This is a genomic window from Paraburkholderia kirstenboschensis (assembly GCF_904848585.1).
GTDB classification, from domain to species: domain Bacteria; phylum Pseudomonadota; class Gammaproteobacteria; order Burkholderiales; family Burkholderiaceae; genus Paraburkholderia; species Paraburkholderia kirstenboschensis.
The window spans coordinates 1-20,986 of record NZ_CAJHCR010000010.1 but is presented as its reverse complement, the minus strand read 5'-3'; the positions used below and the strand labels follow the sequence as shown (position 1 = coordinate 20,986).

Sequence of the window (20,986 nt, the reverse complement as noted above, 5' to 3'; positions counted from 1 at the left end):
TTGACTTCGCGCTTTGCAGGGTATCGCGCCTTCGGCAGCAGTTTCCGCAAAGCGTTAAAATCGCCCACCACGGCTGATCTCCCGGCAGCGCCTCATTGCGGCGCACCGCGTATGAAGTTTTTACGAACGACCGTTCACAAATATTTGATTTGCGCTAAACTGGCACGCAAGCCCTGATTCCACATGAAGGTCCTCGATTTACAGTGTCCGCACGGCCATCGGTTCGAAGGCTGGTTCGCTTCGGCTGATGACTTCGAATCGCAGCAGTCTCGCAAGCTGGTCGAATGTCCAATTTGCGGCGCGAAAGAGGTGAGCCGTTTGCCGTCGGCCCCGCGCCTCAATCTGTCCGGTGCGACGGAAACAAAGGTGTCGGCGGCACCCGGCGAATTGCAGGCGCGTGTCATGCGCGCATTGCGAGAGGTACTGGAAAAGACTGAGAACGTGGGCGACCGCTTCGCTGAGGAAGCGCGGCGCATTCACTACAACGAAGCGCCCGCACGCAACATTCGCGGTGTCACGACACCAGAAGACGCGCGAGCTTTGATCGAAGAAGGCATCGAAGTGATGCCGTTGCCCGTCCCGGCTGCCTTGAAGGAACCTCTGCAATAGCGCAGTGGCTCTCTGGCGGCGGGCGGTGGCGGCCAGGAGACACTACGTATGAATCTGGACTATTCCCCCTCTGAAAAGGCGTTCCGCGCCGAAATCCGCGTTTGGCTCGAATCCAATCTGCCTCGCGAACTGGGCGAGAAGGTACTCAACCATAAGCGTTTGAACCGTGAAGACTTCGCAAGCTGGCACAAGCTGCTAGGTACGCGAGGCTGGTCGGCTGTGGCTTGGCCCAAAGAGTATGGCGGCCCCGGTTGGGACGCGACCCAGCGGCACATCTGGGACGAAGAGTGCGCGCGTGTCGGCGCGCCGACCGTATTGCCGTTCGGCGTGTCGATGGTCGCGCCCGTTCTCATGAAGTACGGTAGCGACGCGCAGAAACGCTATTACTTGCCGCGCATTCTCGACGGCACCGACTGGTGGTGCCAGGGCTACTCTGAGCCGGGCTCCGGCTCCGATCTCGCGTCGCTGCGAACACGCGCCGAACGTGTCGGCGACCATTACGTGGTCAATGGCCAGAAGACGTGGACCACGCTGGGGCAGCACGCGGACATGATGTTCTGCCTCGTGCGCACGGACAGCGGCGCGAAAAAGCAGGAGGGCATTTCATTCCTGCTCATCCACATGAAAACGCCGGGTATCACGGTACGGCCAATCATCACGCTCGACGAAGACCATGAGGTCAACGAAGTCTTCTTTGAAGACGTGAAGGTACCCGTCGAAAATCTGGTCGGCGAGGAAAATCGCGGCTGGACTTACGCGAAATATCTGTTGGGACATGAGCGCACCGGCATCGCACGCGTCGGTCAATCCAAGCGCGAACTGGTTTTTCTTAAGCGCCTCGCGCTCGACCGGAATAAGAATGGCAAGCCGCTATTGCACGACCCGGTATTCGGTGCAAAGGTCGCGAATCTCGAAATTGAACTGATGGCGCTTGAGGTCACCGTGCAACGCGTGGTCGCTAATGAAGCGGGCGGACGCGGACCAGGACCGGAGGCGTCAATGCTGAAGATCAAGGGCACGGAGGTGCAGCAAGCGTTGACCGAGCTCATGTTCGAAGCTGTGGGCCCGCTTGCCGCTCCCTTTGACGTACCGTTCCTCGAAGGCGAGCGCGACCACAGCATCGCCGGAGATGACGACGCTGCGCCGTTGGCTGCGTATTACTTCAACTTCCGCAAGACGTCGATTTACGGCGGCTCGAACGAAATTCAAAAGAACATCATCGCGCAGATGATTCTCGGACTTTGAGGAGCGGCGCATGGACTTCACTTTCAACGACGAGCAACAGCAACTTGCCGACGCGCTGCGCCGCTATCTGGACAAGAACTACAACTTCGAGGCGCGCCAGGCGATCGTGAGATCGGATGCGGGGGTCTCGGAAACGCATTGGGCAGCCTTGACCGAATTGGGCTTGACGGCATTGCCGGTGCCGGAGGCCCAAGGTGGCTTCAATGGCGGAGCCGTCGATATGCTGGCCGTCATGCAGGAACTCGGTCGTGCGTTGGTGGTCGAGCCTTACTGGGCCACCGCAGTTGGCATCGAGGCACTGCGTCTTGCCGGCACGGGGCAGGGCGAGGACGCATCGCTGCTAGAGCGCGCGGCCCAGGGCGAGATCAAGCTCTCCGTGGCGTTTCACGAGCCGCATGCGCGCTACGATCTGTTCGAGATTGCGACAGTCGCGACCTCGCAAGGCGAGCAGCACACGCTTACCGGCACGAAGTCGGTCGTGCTGCACGGTGCGCAGGCGAACTACTGGATCGTGCCCGCGCGTTCGAGTGGCGAGATCGCGCTATTTATCGTGGCGCGCGACGCTGCAGGCGTGAAGGTCACCGATTACCGAACCATCGACGGACAACGCGCGGCGACGCTCGAATTCGACGGCACCGCCGCACGCCGTTTAAGCGGCCAGCACTCAGGCGCGGCGGCGTTGGAGCATATCGCGGACTACGGCACGTTGCTCTTGTGTGCGGAAGCGGTCGGCGCGCTGGACGCATTGAATGCCGCAACCGTCGACTACACAAAAACGCGCCAGCAGTTCGGCCAGCCGATTGCGCGCTTTCAGGCATTGCAGCACCGCATGGTCGAGATGCTGATTCACGCCGAGCAGGCGCGCTCGGTGACCTACCTGGCCGCAATGCGCTATTCGAGCGAAGACGCCGATGAGCGCCGCCGCGCGATCTCTGCCGCGAAAGTACGCGTGGGGCAAGCGGCCCGTTTCGTCGGCCAGCAGGCGGTTCAGTTGCATGGCGGCATGGGCGTGACGAACGAGGTCGCGGCCGCGCATCTGTTCAAACGTCTCGCTATCATTGAAACCACATTGGGCGACGTCGATCATCACCTCGCGCGGTTCGCCGCGCTGCCCGGTTTTGCCAGCATCGAAGTGTGAGTGGCCGATTGAATCGACCCGCAAGGAGATAGAGCGATGGCTTTGAGTTACGAGGACATGACGGTCGGCTCAACGACCGAGATCGGCAAGCATACTTTCACGCGCGAGGAGATCGTCGAATTCGCTGAGAAGTTCGATCCGCAGCCGTTCCATCTGAACGAGGCCGCGGCTGAGGCGTCGCCGTTTCGCGGATTGGTGGCGAGCGGCTGGCATACCTGTTCGGTCATGATGGGCATGCTGGTGCGTAACGCGCTGGCGGACTCCACGTCGATGGGATCGCCCGGCATCGACGAAATACGCTGGCTCAAACCGGTGCGCGTCGGCGATACGATCACCATGACGAATTCCGTGCTCGACAAGCGCATCTCGGAAAGCAAACCCGATCGGGGCATTGTGTCCACGCAATGGGCGGGCATCAACCAGCATGGCGAGACGGTCGTTACGGTGCGCTCCAAAGGAATGTTCGGACTGCGCAATCCGGGCGCTGCGTCGTGACAATGGAGAGTACGCCACCGGCTACCGCGTTTCGGAATGCCGCGGCGTTGCGTGCGCTTGTTGGAGCGGCGCCGCTCGTTAGCGACTGGGTGACGATCGATCAGCCGAGCGTCGATCGTTTCGCGCAAGCCACCGGCGACCACCAATGGATTCACGTGGATCCGGAGCGGGCGCGGCGCGAATCGCCATTCGGCGGCGCGATTGCGCACGGCTTCATGACCCTCTCGCTGATCCCCGCGTTGCTGGCAAAAACGGTGCGGCTCGAACAGCGGATGGGCGTGAACTACGGGTTGAATCGCGTGCGGTTTACTTCGCCGGTACTCGTCGGTTCGCAATTGCGCGCACAGTTCGCGGTCGCGTCCGTCGCCGACGTCGATGTCGAGAATGCTGGCGTGCAAGTAGTGTGGAATGTCACGTTGGAGCGGCAGGGCAGCGAGCGGCCGGTGTGCGTCGCTGAGTTCATCACTCGCCACTATTTTTGACGCCCCGCAGTCGGTATGAAAAGGCGGCGTGCACGGCAAGCCTCGCCGGCTCACGGTTGCTTGCTCGTGTTGCCGCCCCACACCTCAACCTCTAGTGCTTCGCGTATTGCGTCGCGCCGAACAGCACTTCTTTCGCCTTGTCGTCCATTAGCGGCTTGCGAGCAGACGCCAGCACTTCGACGCCGCGTACAACCGCCGGGCGCGCCGCGATTTCCTCATGCCATCGCTTCACATTCGGAAACGCATCTAGTTCGATGCCCTGGTTTTGCCACGAGCGGGTCCACGGGAACGAAGCGATGTCCGCAATCGTATAGTCGTTTCCGGCAAGGTACTGGGTCTTGCCAAGCTGCTTGTCCATGACGCCATACAGGCGCCGCGTTTCGTTCGTATAGCGGTTGATCGCGTACTCGATCGGCTCGGGCGCGTAGACACGAAAGTGGTGTGTCTGCCCGAGCATCGGACCGAGGCCGCCCATCTGAAACATCAGCCATTGCAGTACGGAATAGCGCGCAGCCGGATCGGTCGGCAGAAAGCGGCCCGCTTTCTCGGCGAGATAAATCAGGATCGCGCCGGACTCGAACAACGCGAATGGTTTGCCGTCCGCGCTCCGCGGACCCTCGGAATCCACAATGGCGGGAATCTTGTTGTTCGGACTGATATCGAGAAACTCGGCCTTGAATTGATCGCCAGCGCCGATGTTCACTGCGTGCACCGCGTACTCGAGTCCCGTCTCCTCGAGCATGATATGAACCTTGTGGCCGTTCGGGGTCGCCCAGCTATAGACGTCGATCATCCTCGCTCCTTTCGTTCTGTAAAGCGGCGCCCCGAGGAGCGCCGCGCTTGACGAAAATTAGAGCATAGATCGCACGATGATGCTGGCGGCGCCACACATGCGCGCTTGCCAGCAGTACTCGAAGCGAAGTTCGAGCAAGACGTCGTCAGGCGCGCGCTGCCGGCGTCTCCACAGCCGCCGCGCCAGGCTCGATGTAACGCGCGAGCTCGAGTTTCGCGATTGCATTGCGATGCACTTCGTCCGGACCATCGGCGAAGCGCAACGTCCGCGCGGATGCGTAGGCGTAAGCCAGCGGGAAGTCGTCGCTGACGCCGCCGCCGCCGTGCGCCTGAATGGCCCAGTCGATCACTTGACACGCCATGTTAGGCGCCACGACCTTGATCATCGCGATCTCGCCGCGCGCGCACTTGTTGCCGACGGTGTCCATCATGTATGCGGTTTTGAGCGTGAGCAATCGTGCCTGTTCGATCATGCAGCGCGCCTCGGCGATGCGTTCCTGCGTGACGCCTTGCATGGCAACGGGCTTGCCGAACGCGACGCGTTGCATCGAGCGTTTGCACATTAATTCGAGCGCGCGCTCCGCAAGTCCGATCAGACGCATGCAATGGTGGATGCGTCCCGGTCCGAGACGCCCTTGTGCAATTTCAAAGCCGCGGCCTTCGCCGAGCAGCATATTGGTCGCAGGCACGCGTACATTGTCGAGCGTGATTTCCATATGGCCATGCGGTGCGTCGTCGTAGCCGAAAACGGAAAGAGGGCGGTGCACCGTGACGCCTGTGGCGTCGGCGGGCACCAGGATCATTGACTGTTGCTGATGGCGCGGTGCCTCGGCATCGGTCTTGCCCATCACGATATAAATCTTGCAGCGCGGATCGCCCGCGCCCGAAGACCACCACTTGTGGCCATTGATCACGTAGTAGTCGCCATCGCGCACGATGCTGGTCTGGATATTGGTGGCATCGGACGACGCGACTTCCGGCTCCGTCATCAGAATGGCGGAACGAATCTGCCCTTGCAGAAGCGGTTCGAGCCATTCGCGTTTGTTCTCTTCGCTGCCGTATCGCTCGATCGTTTCCATGTTGCCGGTGTCGGGTGCATTGCAATTGAACACCTCCGGCGCCCACGGCACCCGGCCCATGATTTCACAGAGCGGCGCATATTCGAGGTTGGTCAATCCGGCGCCGCGCACCGAGTCGGGTAGGAACAGATTCCACAAGCCCGCGTCGCGCGCGTTCTGCTTGAGTTGCTCGATCAGTTCAGTCGGCTGCCATGCGTTGCCGTTCTGCCGGTTTTGCGCAATCTCCGCATAGAACGCTTGTTCGTTCGGGTAAATGTGCTCGTCGAAGAAGGCGAGCAGTTTTTCGCGCAATGCCTGAACTTTCGGCGTGTAATTGAAATTCATCTATGGACCTCGCGGATAACGGACGAAATTTAATGTAGGCGCTGTTTGCTGAGCGCAGGCGTGCTCAAGAGTCTCTAAGCGTGTTCAAGCGTACTCGAGCGCGGTCAGCGCACTTTCTGCGCATATTGCCAGGCGAGTTCGGCCATCGGCTTCGCACGCCGGCCGGCGTCTAGCGCCTGCGCGCTGGCCGCCGTGCCGTCGACCACGCGCTTCATGATTCCCTGCAAAATCGCGGCGATTCGGAACATGTTGTACGCCAGGTAGAAATTCCAGTCGCCGTGAATTTCAAAGCCCGTGCGCTTGTAATAGCGCTCGACGTACTGCTGTTCGTCGGGAATGCCGAGCACCGCCCAATCGAGACCTGCGATGCCGCGAAACTGCGCGGGATCGACATGCCACGCCATGCAGTGATAGGCGAAGTCGGCAAGCGGATCGCCTAGCGTGGACAGTTCCCAATCGAGTACCGCAAGCACTTTCGGTTCCTCGCGATCGAAGACGAGGTTATCGAGCCGGTAGTCGCCATGCACGATCGACGCGCGCTCGCCGGATTCCGTCGGCATGTGCTGCGGCAGCCATTCGATCAGGCGCTGCATTGCGTCGATAGGCTCGGTTTCGGACGCAAGGTACTGCTTGCTCCAGCGGCCGATCTGACGCGCGAAATAATTGCCCGGCTTGCCGTAGTCCGAAAGCCCCACGCTTGCCGGATCGACACTGTGCAGCGCTGCAATCACACGGTTCATCTCGTCGTAGATCGCGCTTCGTTCACCGGCAGTCATGCCTGGCAGCGACTGGTCCCACAGCACGCGGCCATCGACGAACTCCATCACATAGAATGCGCGGCCTATCACGCTCTCGTCCTCGCACAGAGCGAGCATTTGCGCGACAGGCACGTCGGTGTCGGCGAGCGCATGCATCACGCGGTATTCACGTTCGACCGCGTGTGCAGACGGCAACAACTTTGCCGCCGGTCCAGGCTTCGCGCGCATCACGTAAGCTCGCGACGGCGTCACCAGTTTGAATGTGGGATTCGACTGTCCGCCGGCGAACTGCTCGACCGTAAGCGGTCCGGAGAATCCATCCACATGCTGCGTGAGCCAGGCCGCGAGCGCTTCGCCGTCGAAGCGCTGCCGCTCATTGACCGGGCGCGTGCCCTCGAAGGCTGAGTAGTCCGCTTGCTGTTCCGGTTCGCCGCTTTGTGTGGCTTGCACCATGTGTCTCCTCCGGTTTGAGTTCAGCTACGCGTGTATTGGATGAATTGTGCGTAGAGGATTTCCATCGTCGTATTGCGGATGTCGCGATGCAGCGGCGACGGCGGCGAATAATTGATGGCTCGCAGCACCCAGTCGCGCGGTGCGGCGCCGACGTCGAGCGCATTGATGCAGCCGGTGGCCTGCGCGAGATGGCCGAAAAATGTGCGTCCGCCCGCGGTAAGCGCATGCGACAGGATTGCGCGATTCACGCCGCCATGCAGCACCAGCAGAACTGTGTCCCACGAAGTGTCCTCGCGCAGTGCCGCCACGGCGGGCAGTACGCGATCGAACAACTCGCCGATCGTCTCGCCGTCGAGAAAGCGCGTGCTTTCCGGCACGATGCCGTCGAACACCCCGAGAAACGCGGCCTCGATATCCTCCAACGGAATATGGCGCAGCTTGCCGCCGCGAATCTCCTGCCATGCAGGCTCGATTTCGAGTGTGACCTGCTGACCCGTCTCGGCCAGCACGCGCTGCGCGGTTTCAACAGTGCGCGGCAAGCCGCTCACGATCACGCGATCGAACCGAACCTGCTGCTCTGCGAACACGCGGCCCGCCGCGCTCGCCTGCTCGCGGCCATTGGCGTTGAGCGGCACCGTTTCGGGATCGATCGTGCGGCCCGAGTCGTCAAAGTAAGTCACGTCGCCGTGACGCATTAAAAAAATGCGGCGGCGTTTAGGTAACTGATAAGCGGGCATGGTCTCTCGCTCACTTATAAACGGGCGCGCGTTTTTCGAGGAACGCGGAAATGCCTTCAAGACCCTCCCGATGATGCAGCGACGCGACGAAGTTATCGCGCTCTGCGACCAGATGATCGGAAAGCGGCTGCGTGCCGGCGGCACAGACGAGAGTCTTGATACGCGCGACCGAGTTCGGCGAGATCTTGCCGAGTTCGTCGGCCCATGCGACTGCGGCATCGCGCGCGGTGCCCGGCTTCGTCAGTTTGTTGACGACGCCTAGTTCGTGCAAGCGTGCCGCACCGATCGGCTTGCCTTCGATCAGCACTTCCGTCGCCAACTGGCGAGGCAAGGCCTGCGCGAGAAACCATGAGCCGCCGCCGTCGGGCGTGAGGCCGACGCGGGCATACGACATCACGAATTTGGCGTCGTCGGCCGCGACGATCAGGTCGCATGCCAGGGCAAGCGAGAAGCCCGCGCCGGCTGCCGCGCCGTCGACGGCGGCAATCACAGGTTTCGAAGAGAGCCGCAGCGCCGAGATCCACTCGGCTAGCAAATCGATACTCTGCGCCTGGACTGAAGGGTCCTTCGCGCGGTTCTCGAGCAGACGGTTCAGATTGCCGCCAGCGCAGAAGAAATTGTCCGCGCCCGCGATCACCACGGCGCGGATCGACGGATCGCGTTCCACTGAATCGAGCGCCTCGATGCCGGCCGCGTACATGTCGGGGTGCAATGCGTTGCGTGCGCCCGGGTTCGACAGCGTGAGTACCAGCGTCGATTCGCTTTCGGTAGGGCGCGAGGTCAGCAGTTCGGCGCTCATTGTCGGGTCTCCGTGTTCTCTGTTTGAGTGTCGGCGGCGTCGCACTGAGTCAGCGACATGCCAAGTTGCGCGCGCCGCGCGAGCCACGGCGAGGGGCGGTAGCGTGGATCGCCGAGCACGTCGAACATATTGCGCAGGATGGTGAGGATGGTTTTCGCACCGAGCGCGTCGCCGAGCGCAAGCGGTCCGCGTGGATAGCCGAGGCCGAGCGTGACAGCGAGGTCGATGTCCTCCGGCGTCGCGATCTGCTTTTGCGCGATATCGCAGCCGATGTTGACGATCGTAGCCACCACGCGTTGCGCGACGAAGCCGGTGGAATCGCGAATCACGGTGACGGGCACGCCATCGGCCGAGAAAAGCGCTTGTCCTGCGTCACGCGCGGCACGGGTTGTCGCGGGCGTGGTCATCAACGTACGGCGCTGCGCGCCGACGAGCGGAAAGAGCGCGTCGATGGCCACGACGCGGCTCGCGTCCAGCGCTTCGTCGACCGCGGCCGTGGTCGCGTCGTGACCGAACGGCGTGACGACGATCAGCGAGTCCGCAGCGGGCGAGGCGCCGTCGTCGAGCTTCACGCCGGCTTTGCCGACGAGTTCCACGACGGCCCGGTACGCCTCGGGATAGCGCTTGCTGACCCATACGCTTACCGGCAGCGCGGCCGGTGCGGGGGCTTCGGCAGGCGCCTGCTGCTTGCCGTCTTCGTAGCGATAAAAACCTTCGCCCGTCTTGCGGCCAAGCAGTCCACCCGCGAGCCGCGTGCCGGTGATAGGCGAGGGCGTGAAGCGCGGCTCTTCATAGAACTGATGGTAGATCGACTCCATCACCGGATGCGATACGTCGAGCGCGGTCAGATCGAGCAATTCGAACGGGCCGAGACGAAAACCCGCCTGCTCGCGCATGATCCTGTCGATATCGACGAAGCTCGCCACGCCTTCGCCCGCCACGCGCAGGCCCTCGGTGTTCATGCCGCGGCCCGCGTGATTGACGATGAAGCCGGGCATGTCTTTCGCACGCACCGGCGTGTGGCCCATGCGGCGCGCGAGGTCCATCAATGCGTCGCCTGCCTGGCGGTCGCTGCGCAGGCCGTCGATCACTTCGACGACTTTCATCAACGGAACGGGATTGAAGAAGTGATAGCCGACCACGCGCGAGGGATTCGTGCAGCCAGCCGCGATTGCCGTGATGGATAGCGACGACGTGTTCGACGCGAGCACGCAACGTCCGCTCACCACGGTCTCGAGCTCGCGAAAGAGCGCCTGCTTGACTTCCAGCTTCTCGACGATGGCCTCGACGACCAGATCGCAATCCGCCAGATCGTCGATCGCATGCGCGGCCGTGACGTTGGCGAGCGCCGCGAGGGAGCGCGCCTGCTCGAGCTTGCCTTTGGCGGTCAGTTTGGCGAAAGTTTCGGCGAGGTAGTCGCGTGCGGCGCCGATAGCGGCGGGGTTGGCGTCGTACAGACGCACGGTGAGGCCCGCGAGCGCAGCGATCTGTGCGATGCCGCGGCCCATTGCCCCGGTTCCGACAATGCCGATGGTCTCTATGCTGAAGTTGCGAGAGGTCATTGTGTTGCTCGACTCCATGGTTATTTTAGAATAGCACGCTCGTACAATTCATTTGACGATCGCCCGAAGGCCGCCTTCGATCCATTCGGCGGTCTCACACACCGAAAAAGGAAGGAGACAACGATGATCAAGCTCTGCGGGTTCGCGCTCTCTAACTACTACAACAAGGTGAAGTTCGTTCTGCTCGAACACGGCATAGAGTTCGAGGAGGTGTTCGTACAGCCGAGCCAGGACGAGGCGATGCTCGCACACTCGCCGCTTGGCAAAGTACCTTATCTGCAAACCGAAGAGGGCGATCTTTCGGAATCGCAATGTATTGTCGAGTACCTGGCCGCGCGCTTTCCCGACAAGCCGATTTTTTCCGCCGATCCATGGGAAGCCGCCAAGGAGCGCGAGTTGATCATGTTCGTCGACGTGCATCTGGAACTGACGGCGCGCAATCTGTACAAGGAAGCATTTTTCGGCGGCACGCTGACCGACGCGACCAAGGGCCGGGTCGAGAAGCTGCTGGCGCATCACATTGCGGGCTTCAGGCGGATCGCCAGATTCACACCGTATTTGCGCGGGGAACGGTTCAGTGTCGCGGACGCAGCGAGCTACGTGAGTTTGCCGCTCGTCGGCATGGCCACGCAGGCAATCTACGGTCGCGATTTCCTGCTCGACGCGGGTCTCGACTGGAAGAGCTACGTGAAGACGATCAACAGCCGCCCCGCCGCGCAGCGTGTGACCGAAGACCGGAAGGCGTACATTGCGGCGTCGCGTCCGGCCTGACGCATAGCCCTGCGAGAGCCGACCGGAACCGCGACGCGTAACCCACGCGTTGACGGTGGCGCGCGACGGCGAGGAACGTGGGTTCGTTCGCAGCATCGCGCGTGACATGCTAGAGCCGCGCGAGCCGTTCGAGCGCGGTGGCGAGCGTGCTTTCCTGCTTTGCGAAACAGAAGCGCACCACGCCCGACTCATGCGCTTCATGGTAGAAGGCCGACACTGGAATGGCCGCGACGCCGATTTCGCCGGTCAGCCACTGCGCGAATTCTGCTTCGGGCAGATCGCTGATTGCCGAATAATCGACGCACTGGAAGTACGTGCCGGTACACGGCAATAGTTTGAAGCGCGAATTCGCGAGGCCGGCGCGGAAGAAGTCACGCTTTCTCTGATAGAACGCCGGCAGTTCGAGATAGGGCGCCGGGTCCTTCATGTAATCGGCCAGTCCGATCTGCATGGGCGTATTCACTGTGAACACGTTGAACTGATGCACTTTGCGAAATTCAGCGGTGAGCGCAGCCGGCGCCGCCACGTAGCCGACTTTCCAGCCAGTGACGTGATACGTCTTGCCGAAGCTCGACACGACGAAACTGCGCTGCGCCAGTTCCGGATAACGGGCCACGCTCTCGTGCGGCGCTCCGTCGTAGACCATGTGTTCATATACTTCGTCCGACAGAATCAGCACGTTGGTGCCGCGCACGATTTCTTCGAGCTTGCGCATGTCTTCGGCGCGCCAGACGGTGCCGGTCGGATTGTGCGGCGTGTTGATCAGCAGTAGCCGCGTTTTCGGCGTGATCGCGGCGGCGAGTTTGTCGAACGGGATCGCGTAGTCCGGCGCGTCGAGCGTGACGAATACCGGCTTGCCGCCCGCCAGTTCGATCGACGGAAGGTAGCTGTCATACGTCGGCTCGATCACGATCACTTCGTCGCCGGGATGGACCGCGCAGAGAATCGCCGTGAGCAGTGCCTGCGTCGCTCCGGCCGTGACCGTTATTTCGGTGGTGGCGTCGTAGCGGCGGCCGTACACGTTTGCGATCTTGTCCGAGATAGTCTCGCGCAGCGGCGCGGCGCCCGCCATCGGCGGGTACTGGTTGTGGCCGTCGCGCATCGCGTTCGCAACCGCATCCACGATTCGTGGATCGCAGCCGAAGTCGGGAAAGCCCTGACCGAGATTGACCGCACCTTTTTCGGCGGCGAGCGCGCTCATAACGGTGAAGATCGTCGTGCCCACATTCGGCAGACGCGATGGAAACGAGGGACTCATGGGCGTGTCGTGCGGTGCATTCATGGCGCTGTTCGGGCGTGACGAGTGAGTGGACGAAGGCATCGTTTTCAAACCGGCGAAGCCTGATTGTAGGGAATAGCGGCAGTGCGTGCGCGCCCGCGGTGTGCCGTTGGCCGTTCGGCCAGGGTTATACCGGACTTTCCACCGGTGCGGCGGCCCCGCTCGTCGAACCGCTGATCGGACCAGCAAGCAAAGCGGCAAACGGCGCCGGCTGTGCAATCTGAAACCCGAAATCGCGCGCGATCCGCTTCGCGAGTTTCAGCACCGCGCGATCTTTCGACACGAGCCAATCTGCGTGGGCGGCGTGCGCGAGTTCGAGAAATTTCTGATCGTCGCGGTCTTTGCATTTCGGCAACGGCCGCGAGTCTTCGGGCTCAGCGGCGAGCTCGACCACTTGTGCGAGCCGCGCGACGACGGCGAGCGCGGCGGACTTATCCACGTTGCGATCGACGAATTGCGGATAGTCCAGCACGTAAGTGAGTTCGGCGAGGCAGCGGGCGTCGATCACTGCGGCGAGCGTGCCGTTTTCGAGCGCGGCGCGAATTGGCCGCGTGTGCGGGTCGTCGAACACGAGAATGTCGATCCAGACATTCGAATCGAGAACGACGCGCAAAGCACTGTGTGAGGCATGGGAACCGGGCATTCGTTACAATCTGGCTTTCGTCTTTGACCGCCAGGCACGGCGTGCCTGCAAGCCTCTATGATAATCGTTCTGTCGCCGGCGAAATCGCTCGACTACGAAACTCCACCGCACGTCAAAAAACACACAATCCCCGATTTCGTCGACGATGCCGCCGAATTGATCGGCGGTTTGCGCCGTTTGTCGCCACAGCAGATCGCTTCGCTGATGAGCATTTCCGACCAGTTGGCGCACCTCAATTTCGAGCGCTACGCGCAGTGGTCGCCGCGCTTCGGCACGGACAACGCGAAGCAGGCCGTGCTTGCGTTCAATGGCGACGTGTACGAGGGCTTCAACGCGAAGACTTTGTCCTCGGCGGATCTGGATTTTGCGCAGAACCACGTGCGCGTGTTGTCAGGACTCTATGGCTTGCTGCGCCCGCTCGATCTGCTGCAGCCGTACCGGCTGGAAATGGGCACACGCCTGCCCAATCCGCGCGGCAAAGACCTTTACGCGTTCTGGGGCGAGCGGATCACGCAGGCGTTGAACGCTCAATTGAAAAAACGCGCTGCAAAATCCCGTGTGCTCGTGAATTGCGCGTCGGGCGAATATTTCAAGTCGGTCAAGCCGAAGCTGCTTGAAGCACCGGTCGTCACGCCCGTGTTCGAGGACTGGAAGGGCGGCCGCTACAAGATCATCAGCTTTCATGCGAAGCGGGCTCGCGGTTTGATGGCGCGCTACGCGGTAGAAAACCGCCTCGACGAGCCCGAGCAGCTGAAAGGGTTTGACGCTGAAGGCTATGCGTTCGACGTCGAAGCCTCCAACGATTCCACGTACGTATTTCGCCGCCGCGTCGCTGAATAAGCGGACTGCCGCCCAGCGGTGTGCCGCCCAGCGGACTGCCGCCCACATATGCAGGAAATGACATCATGAGTTTATCGATTACGAGCAACTTCGACGCGGGCGCGATCGAGGTGCTGTCTTGCGCCGAGGCTGGCAATATCCGCTTGCGCGTGCGGCCCGACAGCCACGCGGAGTTCGCGCAATGGTTCTACTTCCGGCTCTCCGGCGCCGCGGGCGAGCGCTGCGTGATGACCTTCGAGAATGCGGCGGCGTGCGCGTTCGCGGAAGGCTGGCGCGACTACCAGGCCGTCGCCAGCTACGACCGCGTGAACTGGTTTCGCGTGCCCACGTCGTACGACGGCCGTGTGCTGACGATCGACCACACGCCGGAATTCGATCGCATTTATTACGCGTACTTCGAGCCGTACAGCGAGGAACGCCATTCCGAGTTCCTCGGCGCAGTTCAACAGATGCCGCAGGCCACGCTTACCGAGTTGGGCAGGACCGTCGAAGGCCGGCCGGTGTCGCTGCTCACGCTCGGCACACCGCAAACCGGCGACATCGCCAGGAAAAAGATCTGGCTGATCGCGCGTCAGCATCCCGGCGAGACCATGGCTGAATGGTTTATCGAAGGACTCGTGAAGCGGCTCGTGGGCTGGGGCGATTGGGCGGGCGATCCGGTTGCGCGCAAACTGTACGATCACGCGGTGTTCTACATTGTGCCGAACATGAATCCGGACGGCAGCGTGCGCGGTAACCTGCGCACCAATGCGTCCGGCGCCAATCTGAACCGTGAGTGGATGGAGCCGGACGCCGCGCGCAGTCCCGAGGTGCTGGTAGTGCGTGAGGCGATTCACGCAACCGGCTGCGACCTCTTTTTCGATATTCACGGCGATGAGGCGCTGCCTTACGTCTTCGTGGCCGGCTCGGAGATGCTGCCGGGATTCACCGAGCGGCAAGGCGAGGAACAAAGGGCGTTTATCGAAGCGTTCAAACAGGCAAGCCCTGATTTCCAGGACAAGTATGGGTACGCCGCGAGCAAGTATCGCGAAGATGCGCTCAAGCTAGCTTCGAAATATATCGGCAACGAGTTCGGCTGCCTTTCATTGACGCTCGAGATGCCGTTCAAGGACAACGCCAACTTGCCGGACGAACGGGTGGGTTGGAACGGCGAGCGCAGTGCGTCGCTCGGTGCGGCGATGCTGCAGGCCATCTTGGGGCACGTGGAGACGTTTGCCTGAGTTCCCCGCATTGAAGAGGGCACACATGGATTGCGTGTGTGCCTTTTTTGTTGGCTGGTCTGAACGGCCAGCCGGCGCATGCGCCTTACCGGTTTGCCGACAGCGGTCGCGGATTCGCAGGATTGCCGAATTCAGTAACGCTGGCGTCGCGCAATGTGGCTCGCACGATTGACAGCGTTATCCGGTCCTAGTGCTTTTTCTTCGCTGACGCATTCTTGCTGGACGACTTGCCCGAAGTGCTTTTCGACGACTTCGCGGAACTCTTCTTCGCGCCTTTGCCGCTCGCCGCGTGCTTGCCCTTTGCCCCGTGATGTTTACCCGATGCTGCGCGCGACGGTGATGGCTCTGAGTTGCGCGCCCGCGCCGGAGGCACCGGGTCGTTCCAGCTGAACGCCAACATTTGCGCGCCCACATAGCCGCAGCGGAACTTCAGGTCGGCAGCGTCGCCCCCGCCGCTTTGACGGATGCCGAGCCCTTCGACGGTGACGATGTTGTCTACCTTGACGCGTTGCTTGCCTTCGTCGAACGAATCGTTCCACGGTGTGATTGCGGCGTGCGCGCTGTCGAACGAACTTGGTGGAAACTCGACATGATCGAACGCGGTCGAGGTGCTCGCGACAAAATTGCCATGCGCGGCGCAATCCGCGACGAGCGGATCGGCATGCATTTCATTGACAAATCTGTTGACGAGATCGTTGTGCTGTTCGAGTTGATCGGCGAATGCGGGCGCAGTGCATGCGAGGGAGAGGCTCGCTGCGAGTGTTGCCAACCGGCCGACCAGCCGCAGCAATCGGCGCGGTACGTTGGTGCAATCCATCTAGTTCGTTAGGCGTTATGGAGACGTGAGGCACGTAAGATGCCTGGCGGCAGGGTTGAGTTCAATCGTGCCGCAACTATTTTTCGGCCGCGGTTTTCGCCGCGCTTTGCGATGCCGGGCGCGTGAGTGAACGCATTGGCGCGACTAGCTCACGAGCACGTGGAGTGCGCCTTGAGCGTTGCGCCGGTCTCACGTGCGTGGTCCGCCGAGCCGGTATCGCCGCACATCATAAGTGGTGACCCAGGCAGGGCGGTAGACGGCGATCAATGCCGTGGACATTCCCGTGAACCATGCCTCGCCGGTGGCCAGGAGAAGTACGCTCAGCGCGTAGCCTGCAGGCACAACGGTCACCGAGCCGTCGGCGAGCGCTACGTGAACGCCGAGCGCTGCAGCTGCAGTGAGCGACACCGCGATAGCCGGCGACACGAAGCCTTGGCCGAAGATGAACATGAAAAGATTGCGCGGCAGCCACGCGATGCTTGCTCGTTGAAGCAATGTCGAAATGCCGACCGGCACCGCGCCGAACACGAGGAAAGTGAGTGCGATGCCTTGCCACGGAGCGTCGAAGATCAGGCCGGCAAGGCCAGTGACCACCGCCATTGCAATCAAAGCCAGCGCCCAGTCGAATAGCGTCACGACGAGGGTTGCGCCGAGCAGGTGCATGACGGTGCCGTCGTCTAGCCAGGCGTTGCTGGCCCACAGTACCGACACGGCGACAATGATGGCCAGCCAGACATGCTGCAACGTGCCGTCTTGAAGTCGTTTGAAAGGGTTTTTCCACAGCGCGAGCGCGACCACTATCGCAGTGACTATCCAGCCACCGACAGCGATCCAGAACGGAAGCGGTGTGTAGAGGAAACCCATGAGTCCCATATTACTCGTTGGACGAGAAAAGGTGTGAGCGGATTCCATGCCAGCCGATGCAAGCGCTGGCACACATCGCGCATCACGCTACCGACGCGCACGCATCACCTCACGTGGAGCCGTCCGTGACCGGCTCGGACGGGAGCTCCGCCGCGGACGCGTCGTCATAGGGCGTGCCCGGTTCGGCTGCCATCGGCAAGGGAGCCGTTGAATCGTTGGCGGACAGCGGGTACTGGAAGCGCCGCCGTGTGGCGCGCCGCAGCGGCACGGAGCCGGCCTGGCCCATGACGGGCCGGAGGAGGCTTTCTGCGTTGCTGCGAAGCACTTGCAAATGGTTTGTCAGCCAACCGTTGTAGAGCGCGACAGCGGCGGCGCGATTCGGCGCGCCCAGCTGCTGGAATATGCTGGTTAAATGAATCTTGACGGTGCCTTCGCTAATACCCAATGTGCGCGCGATCATCTTGTTGGTGCTGCCCATATGGACGCAGCGCATGATCTGCTCCTGGCGAGGCGAGAGTCCATTCGACAATCTGGTCCGGCGCGGCGGCGGGCTATTCTCGTCAAACGGGCGGATAGTGGTATCCGTTGGGAGCGGCGGGTTGAGCGCCAGCGCGCCGGACGGCACGTAGTGCCCGCCCAGCATCACCATTTCGAAGGCGCGCACGATCAGGCACGGATCGGTTTCGCGCGGCACGACGCCTAGAACGCCCTCGTCCATGAGATTGCTCACCACCTTCGGCGAAATTTTGTCCGTCAGCACTGCAATGCGCAGATGCGGGTAGTGGCTAAGCAGGCTGCGGATGTCGATCACCGACATCCAGTCCTGCCAGTCGACCACGAGCAGGTCGGGCCACTGACGCTTGAGCGTGCGCTCGACCTGGCGCCAGTCTTGTGCTTCGTTAAAACGCGCTAACCGGTTGATTTGCCGTAACAGCGCTTTGAGGCCGTCGCGTCGTTCCGCGTCTGAGTTGAGTATCGAGAATCGCATGCATGTCTCCAGATGAATCGGGCGAAGTGGCGCGATGCATTCGCCAGGCGTTGGGTCCGGGCGGGTGTGCGATGCGTCGCCGTCCCTATGATGACAAATTCCCTTCGATTTGACGGCCTGTCCAAAAGGCATAGGAAGAATGACGCACAAAAAACCCCGCACGCGGCGGGGTGTGTCAACGAACTGCGATACGCCGAAGGCGCGCGGCTGCCTAGTGGAAGTGCGGCTGCGCGGGTTCGGCGTCTTCCGGCATTTCCGCGTGGACGATTTCGCCGAGCGGATCGGCATACAACGGCACGCCGCAGTCATCGCAATATTCAGGCTCGAACCGGCCTGCGTGGCGGCGCACGTCGGTCACGCCGGTTTCCTTGAGCAGCGCGACGATTTCCTCGAGGGGAGCGTCCGGCGGTGCGGTTTCCTGCGGCTCTTCGTCGATGCCGGCTTCACCATTTTCGCGGCCATACAGGGGCCATACGACGCCGTAAATCACCTCATTGCTGCCGCGGCGCGTAAAGCCGACGCGGTATTCGTCGATGCGGCGCTCGCCGAAACCGGCAACCACCGCGCGCAGGTCCTGCGGCGCGGCGCCAATTGTGTCGAACAGATAACGCACGGCGGTGCGCACGGTGTGAGGGCGCACGCGTTCGTCGGCGTCGCGGCATGCCGAGTAATAGGCATCCGGCAACAGACACTCGAACTCGCAACCGGGCAGCACCAGCGACAGGTTGGCGCCGCCTTGCGTGGCCCATTGCTCGAGGCACTGCCCTCGTTCGATGCGGGTGCCGTGCTCCTCCTCTTGCCAGCGAAACGTGGGCTCGCCGACGGGCGCCGCGACCAGAGCGAGCAGGAAGCGCGGGTCAGCCAGAATAGGAGAGGTTTCCGGCAGCTCGCCGAAGTTGAGCTTGAGGTTGCCGCCAGCCATGGCTACCTGTGCAAGCTGCTGAGCAATGCGCCAGGTTTCGACGTGATGGCGCGGCAGCTGGTCGATGCTGTAAAGGAATGGCGCCATGGCGACACGCGTGTTCGCTGCGAGCACGTGAGCCTGCAGGTGCGCGCGCAAAGCGTCGGCAGCGTCGGCTTTGAGCGGCCCGGACGGAATCATGTAGCGAGTCCAGGCGAGGATGGGTGCCGCAATCAGCAACGCCTCATAAGCCACGCCTTCATGCTCGACGACGAACGACTCGCTGTGCGTTTCCGCCATGTCGGCGAGCGCGCCATAAGCGTCGGGATGATTCTGCTGCAGATGGTCGAGGGCTGCGTCGAGCGTAGTCTGATTGGCGTTGCGCACGATTTTGGCCAGCAGCGCGTCGAGCTTCGCTTCCCAGAAGCGGTCTTCGGTGCGGCTGCCCGACGCGAAAAGCGCGAGCGAGAGACCGACAAGCTTGTCGGCATCGGGGGGGAGACGTTTGGCGATTCGCGAGCGCATAAATCCGGAAGTTGGGTGCACAGAACCTTTTATTGTAGTCGTTTCCGTGGCGCCACATTGTTTGGCGCGTGATACCGGAACGATTCGGACGTTTCTGCGCGGAAAACCGGACCGTCGGCGTGTGTTCGATCGTGCTTCCTTCGTGAATTCGTCAAATAATATAAGACGGTCAGAGAGCGAAAGTGGCTTCTGTACACTGGCCGGTTTGACGGACGCCGAACCAGGGCGTTCGTACTTGTCGCCGCGGTCTGGCGTAACGGGAGATTCATTGTGAAATCGGACCAACTGATCGAACGCCTGGCCGCGGTGTTCGCGCTGATCATTCTCGTGGGCGGCTCGTTGCTGGTCCTCGCGCCATTCACGACCGCTTTGCTATGGGGCGCGATTCTCAGTTACAGCTCCTGGGGACTTTACCGCAGGCTGACTTCGGCGCTTGGCGGTAGGCGCAAGTCGGCTGCCACCTTGATTGTGTTCATTATTCTGATCGTGGTTCTCGGGCCGTTCGTCTACGCGGGGTTTGCGTTTGGCGCGCACGTTCACGACATAGTCGCTCTGGTTCAAAGGTTGTTCGAAGCAGGTTTGCCCGATTTGCCTCCTTGGGTAGCGCGCGTTCCGGTGATCGGGTCGAGCATCGAGAGCTTCTGGGAGCGTCTGACAAGCAGCAATTCCGAACTGATAGCGCAGTTGCGTACGCTTGCGGCGCCGGCCGGCAAGTGGATCCTTGCGGCAGCCATTGCGGTCACGCACGGTCTTGGCCTGTTGGCGCTGAGCATCGTGCTGGCTTTTTTCTTTTATACCGGCGGAGAGGGTGCGGCCGCGTGGCTGAACGCGGGCATGCGGCGTATCGCCGGGGAGCGTGCCGATTACCTGTTGGCGCTCGCGGGCAGTACGGTCAAGGGCGTCGTCTATGGAATTCTGGGCACTGCGCTCGTTCAGGGAATTCTTGCGGGGTTCGGCTGCTGGATTGCTGGTGTGCCGGGGCCTGCGTTACTTGGACTAGCGACGTTTTTCCTGTCGGTAATCCCGGGAGGCCCGGTGATCGTATGGTTGCCTGCGGCAATCTGGCTTTATCACGGCGGTGCGACGGGGTGGGCGGTCTTCCTGGTGGTGTGGGGTGTGCTCGTTGTCGGCATGTCCGACAACGTCATCAAGCCGATTCTGATTGGCAAGAATAGCGACATGCCGTTGATCCTGGTCATGCTAGGTATTCTGGGTGGCGCGTTCGCTTTCGGCTTCCTCGGCGTTTTTATCGGGCCTACCTTGCTTGCAGTCGCGTACACGGTGCTGCACGATTGGACCATCGGAGCAACCGCTGGCAGTACGTTGGTGCCGGGTGCCAAACCTGCCGTTGCGGAAGAAATTGGCCGGATAGAAAAGGCGCCTTGAATAAAAGCAGATAACGCTTGCAAGGCGCTGGTCGGCTCGCTAGAATCTCGCTCTTTCGTGCTCCGGACGCCGGGGCACGGGAAGCGGGAGAGCCAGCAGTGGCAAGGCTTCCAGCGGTCGCAGCAGGTTCAGTCAGTAACAAAAACCTGTTGACGGCGCAGCCGGAGTTCTTCATAATCTCGTTTCTCTGCTGCTGATGCAGCGACGCAGAACGAAGCGGTGCCGGGTAGTAGTGGTAAGGGCAGCGCAGCGTGAAGCGGACCGATCTTTAAAAACTAA

The 20,986-nt window shown here is 61.7% G+C and carries 21 protein-coding genes; 9 read left to right on the top strand and 12 right to left on the bottom strand.

The window, feature by feature from the left end; genetic code table 11:
• The first annotated feature begins 183 nt into the window (after positions 1-183).
• From JMY24_RS23295 to JMY24_RS23275, 5 genes are read left to right on the top strand one after another with little or no spacing between them, the layout of a single operon-like run.
• Positions 184-609, top strand: coding sequence for a DUF1178 family protein (locus JMY24_RS23295; RefSeq protein WP_128584798.1), 426 nt, complete (start codon positions 184-186; stop codon positions 607-609).
• A 48-nt stretch (positions 610-657) separates the two neighbouring features.
• Positions 658-1,854 carry an acyl-CoA dehydrogenase family protein gene (locus tag JMY24_RS23290; RefSeq protein WP_128594726.1) on the top strand — a complete coding sequence of 399 codons (1,197 nt, stop codon included), beginning with the start codon at positions 658-660 and terminating at the stop codon, positions 1,852-1,854.
• A gap of 10 nt (positions 1,855-1,864) precedes the next feature.
• Positions 1,865-2,992, top strand: a complete 1,128-nt coding sequence (locus JMY24_RS23285; protein WP_128594727.1) for an acyl-CoA dehydrogenase family protein — start codon at positions 1,865-1,867, stop codon at positions 2,990-2,992.
• 36 nt (positions 2,993-3,028) lie between these two features.
• The gene (locus tag JMY24_RS23280; protein ID WP_128584795.1) at positions 3,029-3,487 is read left to right on the top strand and encodes a MaoC family dehydratase; all 459 of its coding nucleotides are present in this window, start codon (positions 3,029-3,031) and stop codon (positions 3,485-3,487) included.
• 2 nt (positions 3,488-3,489) lie between these two features.
• Positions 3,490-3,969: a MaoC family dehydratase gene (locus tag JMY24_RS23275; RefSeq protein ID WP_128594742.1), complete on the top strand. Its 480-nt coding sequence runs from the start codon at positions 3,490-3,492 to the stop codon at positions 3,967-3,969.
• A gap of 91 nt (positions 3,970-4,060) precedes the next feature.
• Here the strand turns inward: JMY24_RS23275 and JMY24_RS23270 are convergent, their stop codons facing one another.
• The 6 genes from JMY24_RS23270 to JMY24_RS23245 form a co-directional block, all read right to left on the bottom strand.
• The gene (locus JMY24_RS23270; protein ID WP_128594728.1) at positions 4,061-4,762 is read right to left on the bottom strand and encodes a glutathione binding-like protein; all 702 of its coding nucleotides are present in this window, start codon (positions 4,760-4,762) and stop codon (positions 4,061-4,063) included.
• 145 nt (positions 4,763-4,907) lie between these two features.
• A complete protein-coding gene (locus JMY24_RS23265; RefSeq protein ID WP_128594729.1) occupies positions 4,908-6,164 on the bottom strand; it encodes an acyl-CoA dehydrogenase family protein in 1,257 nt (418 codons plus the stop codon).
• Between the two features lie 104 nt (positions 6,165-6,268).
• Complete coding sequence (locus JMY24_RS23260) at positions 6,269-7,375, bottom strand: phosphotransferase (protein ID WP_128594730.1); 1,107 nt, start codon at positions 7,373-7,375, stop codon at positions 6,269-6,271.
• A gap of 20 nt (positions 7,376-7,395) precedes the next feature.
• Positions 7,396-8,112 (bottom strand): histidine phosphatase family protein, encoded by a 717-nt coding sequence (locus JMY24_RS23255; RefSeq protein WP_128584790.1) that lies wholly within the window; start codon positions 8,110-8,112, stop codon positions 7,396-7,398.
• 10 nt (positions 8,113-8,122) lie between these two features.
• The gene (locus tag JMY24_RS23250; protein ID WP_128594732.1) at positions 8,123-8,911 is read right to left on the bottom strand and encodes an oxepin-CoA hydrolase, alternative type; all 789 of its coding nucleotides are present in this window, start codon (positions 8,909-8,911) and stop codon (positions 8,123-8,125) included.
• On the bottom strand, positions 8,908-10,473 hold the full coding sequence (locus JMY24_RS23245) for a 3-hydroxyacyl-CoA dehydrogenase (protein WP_128594733.1): 1,566 nt from the start codon (positions 10,471-10,473) through the stop codon (positions 8,908-8,910). The genes JMY24_RS23250 and JMY24_RS23245 overlap by 4 nt, the downstream gene beginning before the upstream one ends.
• A gap of 123 nt (positions 10,474-10,596) precedes the next feature.
• On the opposite strand from JMY24_RS23245, the gene JMY24_RS23240 reads away from it, so the two are divergent.
• On the top strand, positions 10,597-11,244 hold the full coding sequence (locus JMY24_RS23240) for a glutathione S-transferase family protein (protein ID WP_201702997.1): 648 nt from the start codon (positions 10,597-10,599) through the stop codon (positions 11,242-11,244).
• A gap of 109 nt (positions 11,245-11,353) precedes the next feature.
• Here the strand turns inward: JMY24_RS23240 and JMY24_RS23235 are convergent, their stop codons facing one another.
• Positions 11,354-12,526 (bottom strand): pyridoxal phosphate-dependent aminotransferase, encoded by a 1,173-nt coding sequence (locus JMY24_RS23235; protein WP_128594734.1) that lies wholly within the window; start codon positions 12,524-12,526, stop codon positions 11,354-11,356.
• Positions 12,527-12,650: 124 nt separating this feature from the next.
• Entirely contained in the window at positions 12,651-13,166 is a 516-nt protein-coding gene (locus JMY24_RS23230) for a putative toxin-antitoxin system toxin component, PIN family (RefSeq protein ID WP_128594735.1), read from the bottom strand.
• Between the two features lie 57 nt (positions 13,167-13,223).
• Here JMY24_RS23230 and yaaA point away from each other — a divergent pair, with 57 nt between their 5' ends.
• Together yaaA and JMY24_RS23220 are read left to right on the top strand one after the other, a co-directional pair.
• The gene (gene yaaA / locus JMY24_RS23225; protein ID WP_201702995.1) at positions 13,224-14,006 is read left to right on the top strand and encodes a peroxide stress protein YaaA; all 783 of its coding nucleotides are present in this window, start codon (positions 13,224-13,226) and stop codon (positions 14,004-14,006) included.
• 65 nt (positions 14,007-14,071) lie between these two features.
• Positions 14,072-15,226 (top strand): M14 family metallopeptidase, encoded by a 1,155-nt coding sequence (locus JMY24_RS23220; protein ID WP_128594736.1) that lies wholly within the window; start codon positions 14,072-14,074, stop codon positions 15,224-15,226.
• A gap of 187 nt (positions 15,227-15,413) precedes the next feature.
• Here the strand turns inward: JMY24_RS23220 and JMY24_RS23215 are convergent, their stop codons facing one another.
• From JMY24_RS23215 to JMY24_RS23200, 4 genes are all read right to left on the bottom strand, one after another.
• Positions 15,414-16,043, bottom strand: a complete 630-nt coding sequence (locus tag JMY24_RS23215; protein ID WP_128594737.1) for a BspC domain-containing protein — start codon at positions 16,041-16,043, stop codon at positions 15,414-15,416.
• A gap of 189 nt (positions 16,044-16,232) precedes the next feature.
• Positions 16,233-16,907, bottom strand: a complete 675-nt coding sequence (locus tag JMY24_RS23210) for an energy-coupling factor ABC transporter permease (protein WP_128588703.1) — start codon at positions 16,905-16,907, stop codon at positions 16,233-16,235.
• 109 nt (positions 16,908-17,016) lie between these two features.
• Positions 17,017-17,895, bottom strand: coding sequence for a response regulator transcription factor (locus JMY24_RS23205; protein ID WP_128594738.1), 879 nt, complete (start codon positions 17,893-17,895; stop codon positions 17,017-17,019).
• 211 nt (positions 17,896-18,106) lie between these two features.
• On the bottom strand, positions 18,107-19,321 hold the full coding sequence (locus JMY24_RS23200) for a DUF2863 family protein (RefSeq protein ID WP_201702993.1): 1,215 nt from the start codon (positions 19,319-19,321) through the stop codon (positions 18,107-18,109).
• Between the two features lie 270 nt (positions 19,322-19,591).
• Here JMY24_RS23200 and JMY24_RS23195 point away from each other — a divergent pair, with 270 nt between their 5' ends.
• Positions 19,592-20,707, top strand: coding sequence for an AI-2E family transporter (locus tag JMY24_RS23195; protein ID WP_201702991.1), 1,116 nt, complete (start codon positions 19,592-19,594; stop codon positions 20,705-20,707).
• Positions 20,708-20,986: the final 279 nt, after the last annotated feature.

Bases quoted from the DNA above. Each gene is read 5' to 3' on its own strand.
- JMY24_RS23295 (WP_128584798.1), top strand. From the start codon at position 184: ATGAAGGTCCTCGATTTACAGTGTCCGCACGGCCATCGGTTCGAAGGC.
- JMY24_RS23290 (WP_128594726.1), top strand. From the start codon at position 658: ATGAATCTGGACTATTCCCCCTCTGAAAAGGCGTTCCGCGCCGAAATC.
- JMY24_RS23285 (WP_128594727.1), top strand. From the start codon at position 1,865: ATGGACTTCACTTTCAACGACGAGCAACAGCAACTTGCCGACGCGCTG.
- JMY24_RS23280 (WP_128584795.1), top strand. From the start codon at position 3,029: ATGGCTTTGAGTTACGAGGACATGACGGTCGGCTCAACGACCGAGATC.
- JMY24_RS23275 (WP_128594742.1), top strand. From the start codon at position 3,490: ATGGAGAGTACGCCACCGGCTACCGCGTTTCGGAATGCCGCGGCGTTG.
- JMY24_RS23270 (WP_128594728.1), bottom strand. From the start codon at position 4,762: ATGATCGACGTCTATAGCTGGGCGACCCCGAACGGCCACAAGGTTCAT.
- JMY24_RS23265 (WP_128594729.1), bottom strand. From the start codon at position 6,164: ATGAATTTCAATTACACGCCGAAAGTTCAGGCATTGCGCGAAAAACTG.
- JMY24_RS23260 (WP_128594730.1), bottom strand. From the start codon at position 7,375: ATGGTGCAAGCCACACAAAGCGGCGAACCGGAACAGCAAGCGGACTAC.
- JMY24_RS23255 (WP_128584790.1), bottom strand. From the start codon at position 8,112: ATGCCCGCTTATCAGTTACCTAAACGCCGCCGCATTTTTTTAATGCGT.
- JMY24_RS23250 (WP_128594732.1), bottom strand. From the start codon at position 8,911: ATGAGCGCCGAACTGCTGACCTCGCGCCCTACCGAAAGCGAATCGACG.
- JMY24_RS23245 (WP_128594733.1), bottom strand. From the start codon at position 10,473: ATGACCTCTCGCAACTTCAGCATAGAGACCATCGGCATTGTCGGAACC.
- JMY24_RS23240 (WP_201702997.1), top strand. From the start codon at position 10,597: ATGATCAAGCTCTGCGGGTTCGCGCTCTCTAACTACTACAACAAGGTG.
- JMY24_RS23235 (WP_128594734.1), bottom strand. From the start codon at position 12,526: ATGAATGCACCGCACGACACGCCCATGAGTCCCTCGTTTCCATCGCGT.
- JMY24_RS23230 (WP_128594735.1), bottom strand. From the start codon at position 13,166: ATGCCCGGTTCCCATGCCTCACACAGTGCTTTGCGCGTCGTTCTCGAT.
- yaaA (WP_201702995.1), top strand. From the start codon at position 13,224: ATGATAATCGTTCTGTCGCCGGCGAAATCGCTCGACTACGAAACTCCA.
- JMY24_RS23220 (WP_128594736.1), top strand. From the start codon at position 14,072: ATGAGTTTATCGATTACGAGCAACTTCGACGCGGGCGCGATCGAGGTG.
- JMY24_RS23215 (WP_128594737.1), bottom strand. From the start codon at position 16,043: ATGGATTGCACCAACGTACCGCGCCGATTGCTGCGGCTGGTCGGCCGG.
- JMY24_RS23210 (WP_128588703.1), bottom strand. From the start codon at position 16,907: ATGGGTTTCCTCTACACACCGCTTCCGTTCTGGATCGCTGTCGGTGGC.
- JMY24_RS23205 (WP_128594738.1), bottom strand. From the start codon at position 17,895: ATGCGATTCTCGATACTCAACTCAGACGCGGAACGACGCGACGGCCTC.
- JMY24_RS23200 (WP_201702993.1), bottom strand. From the start codon at position 19,321: ATGCGCTCGCGAATCGCCAAACGTCTCCCCCCCGATGCCGACAAGCTT.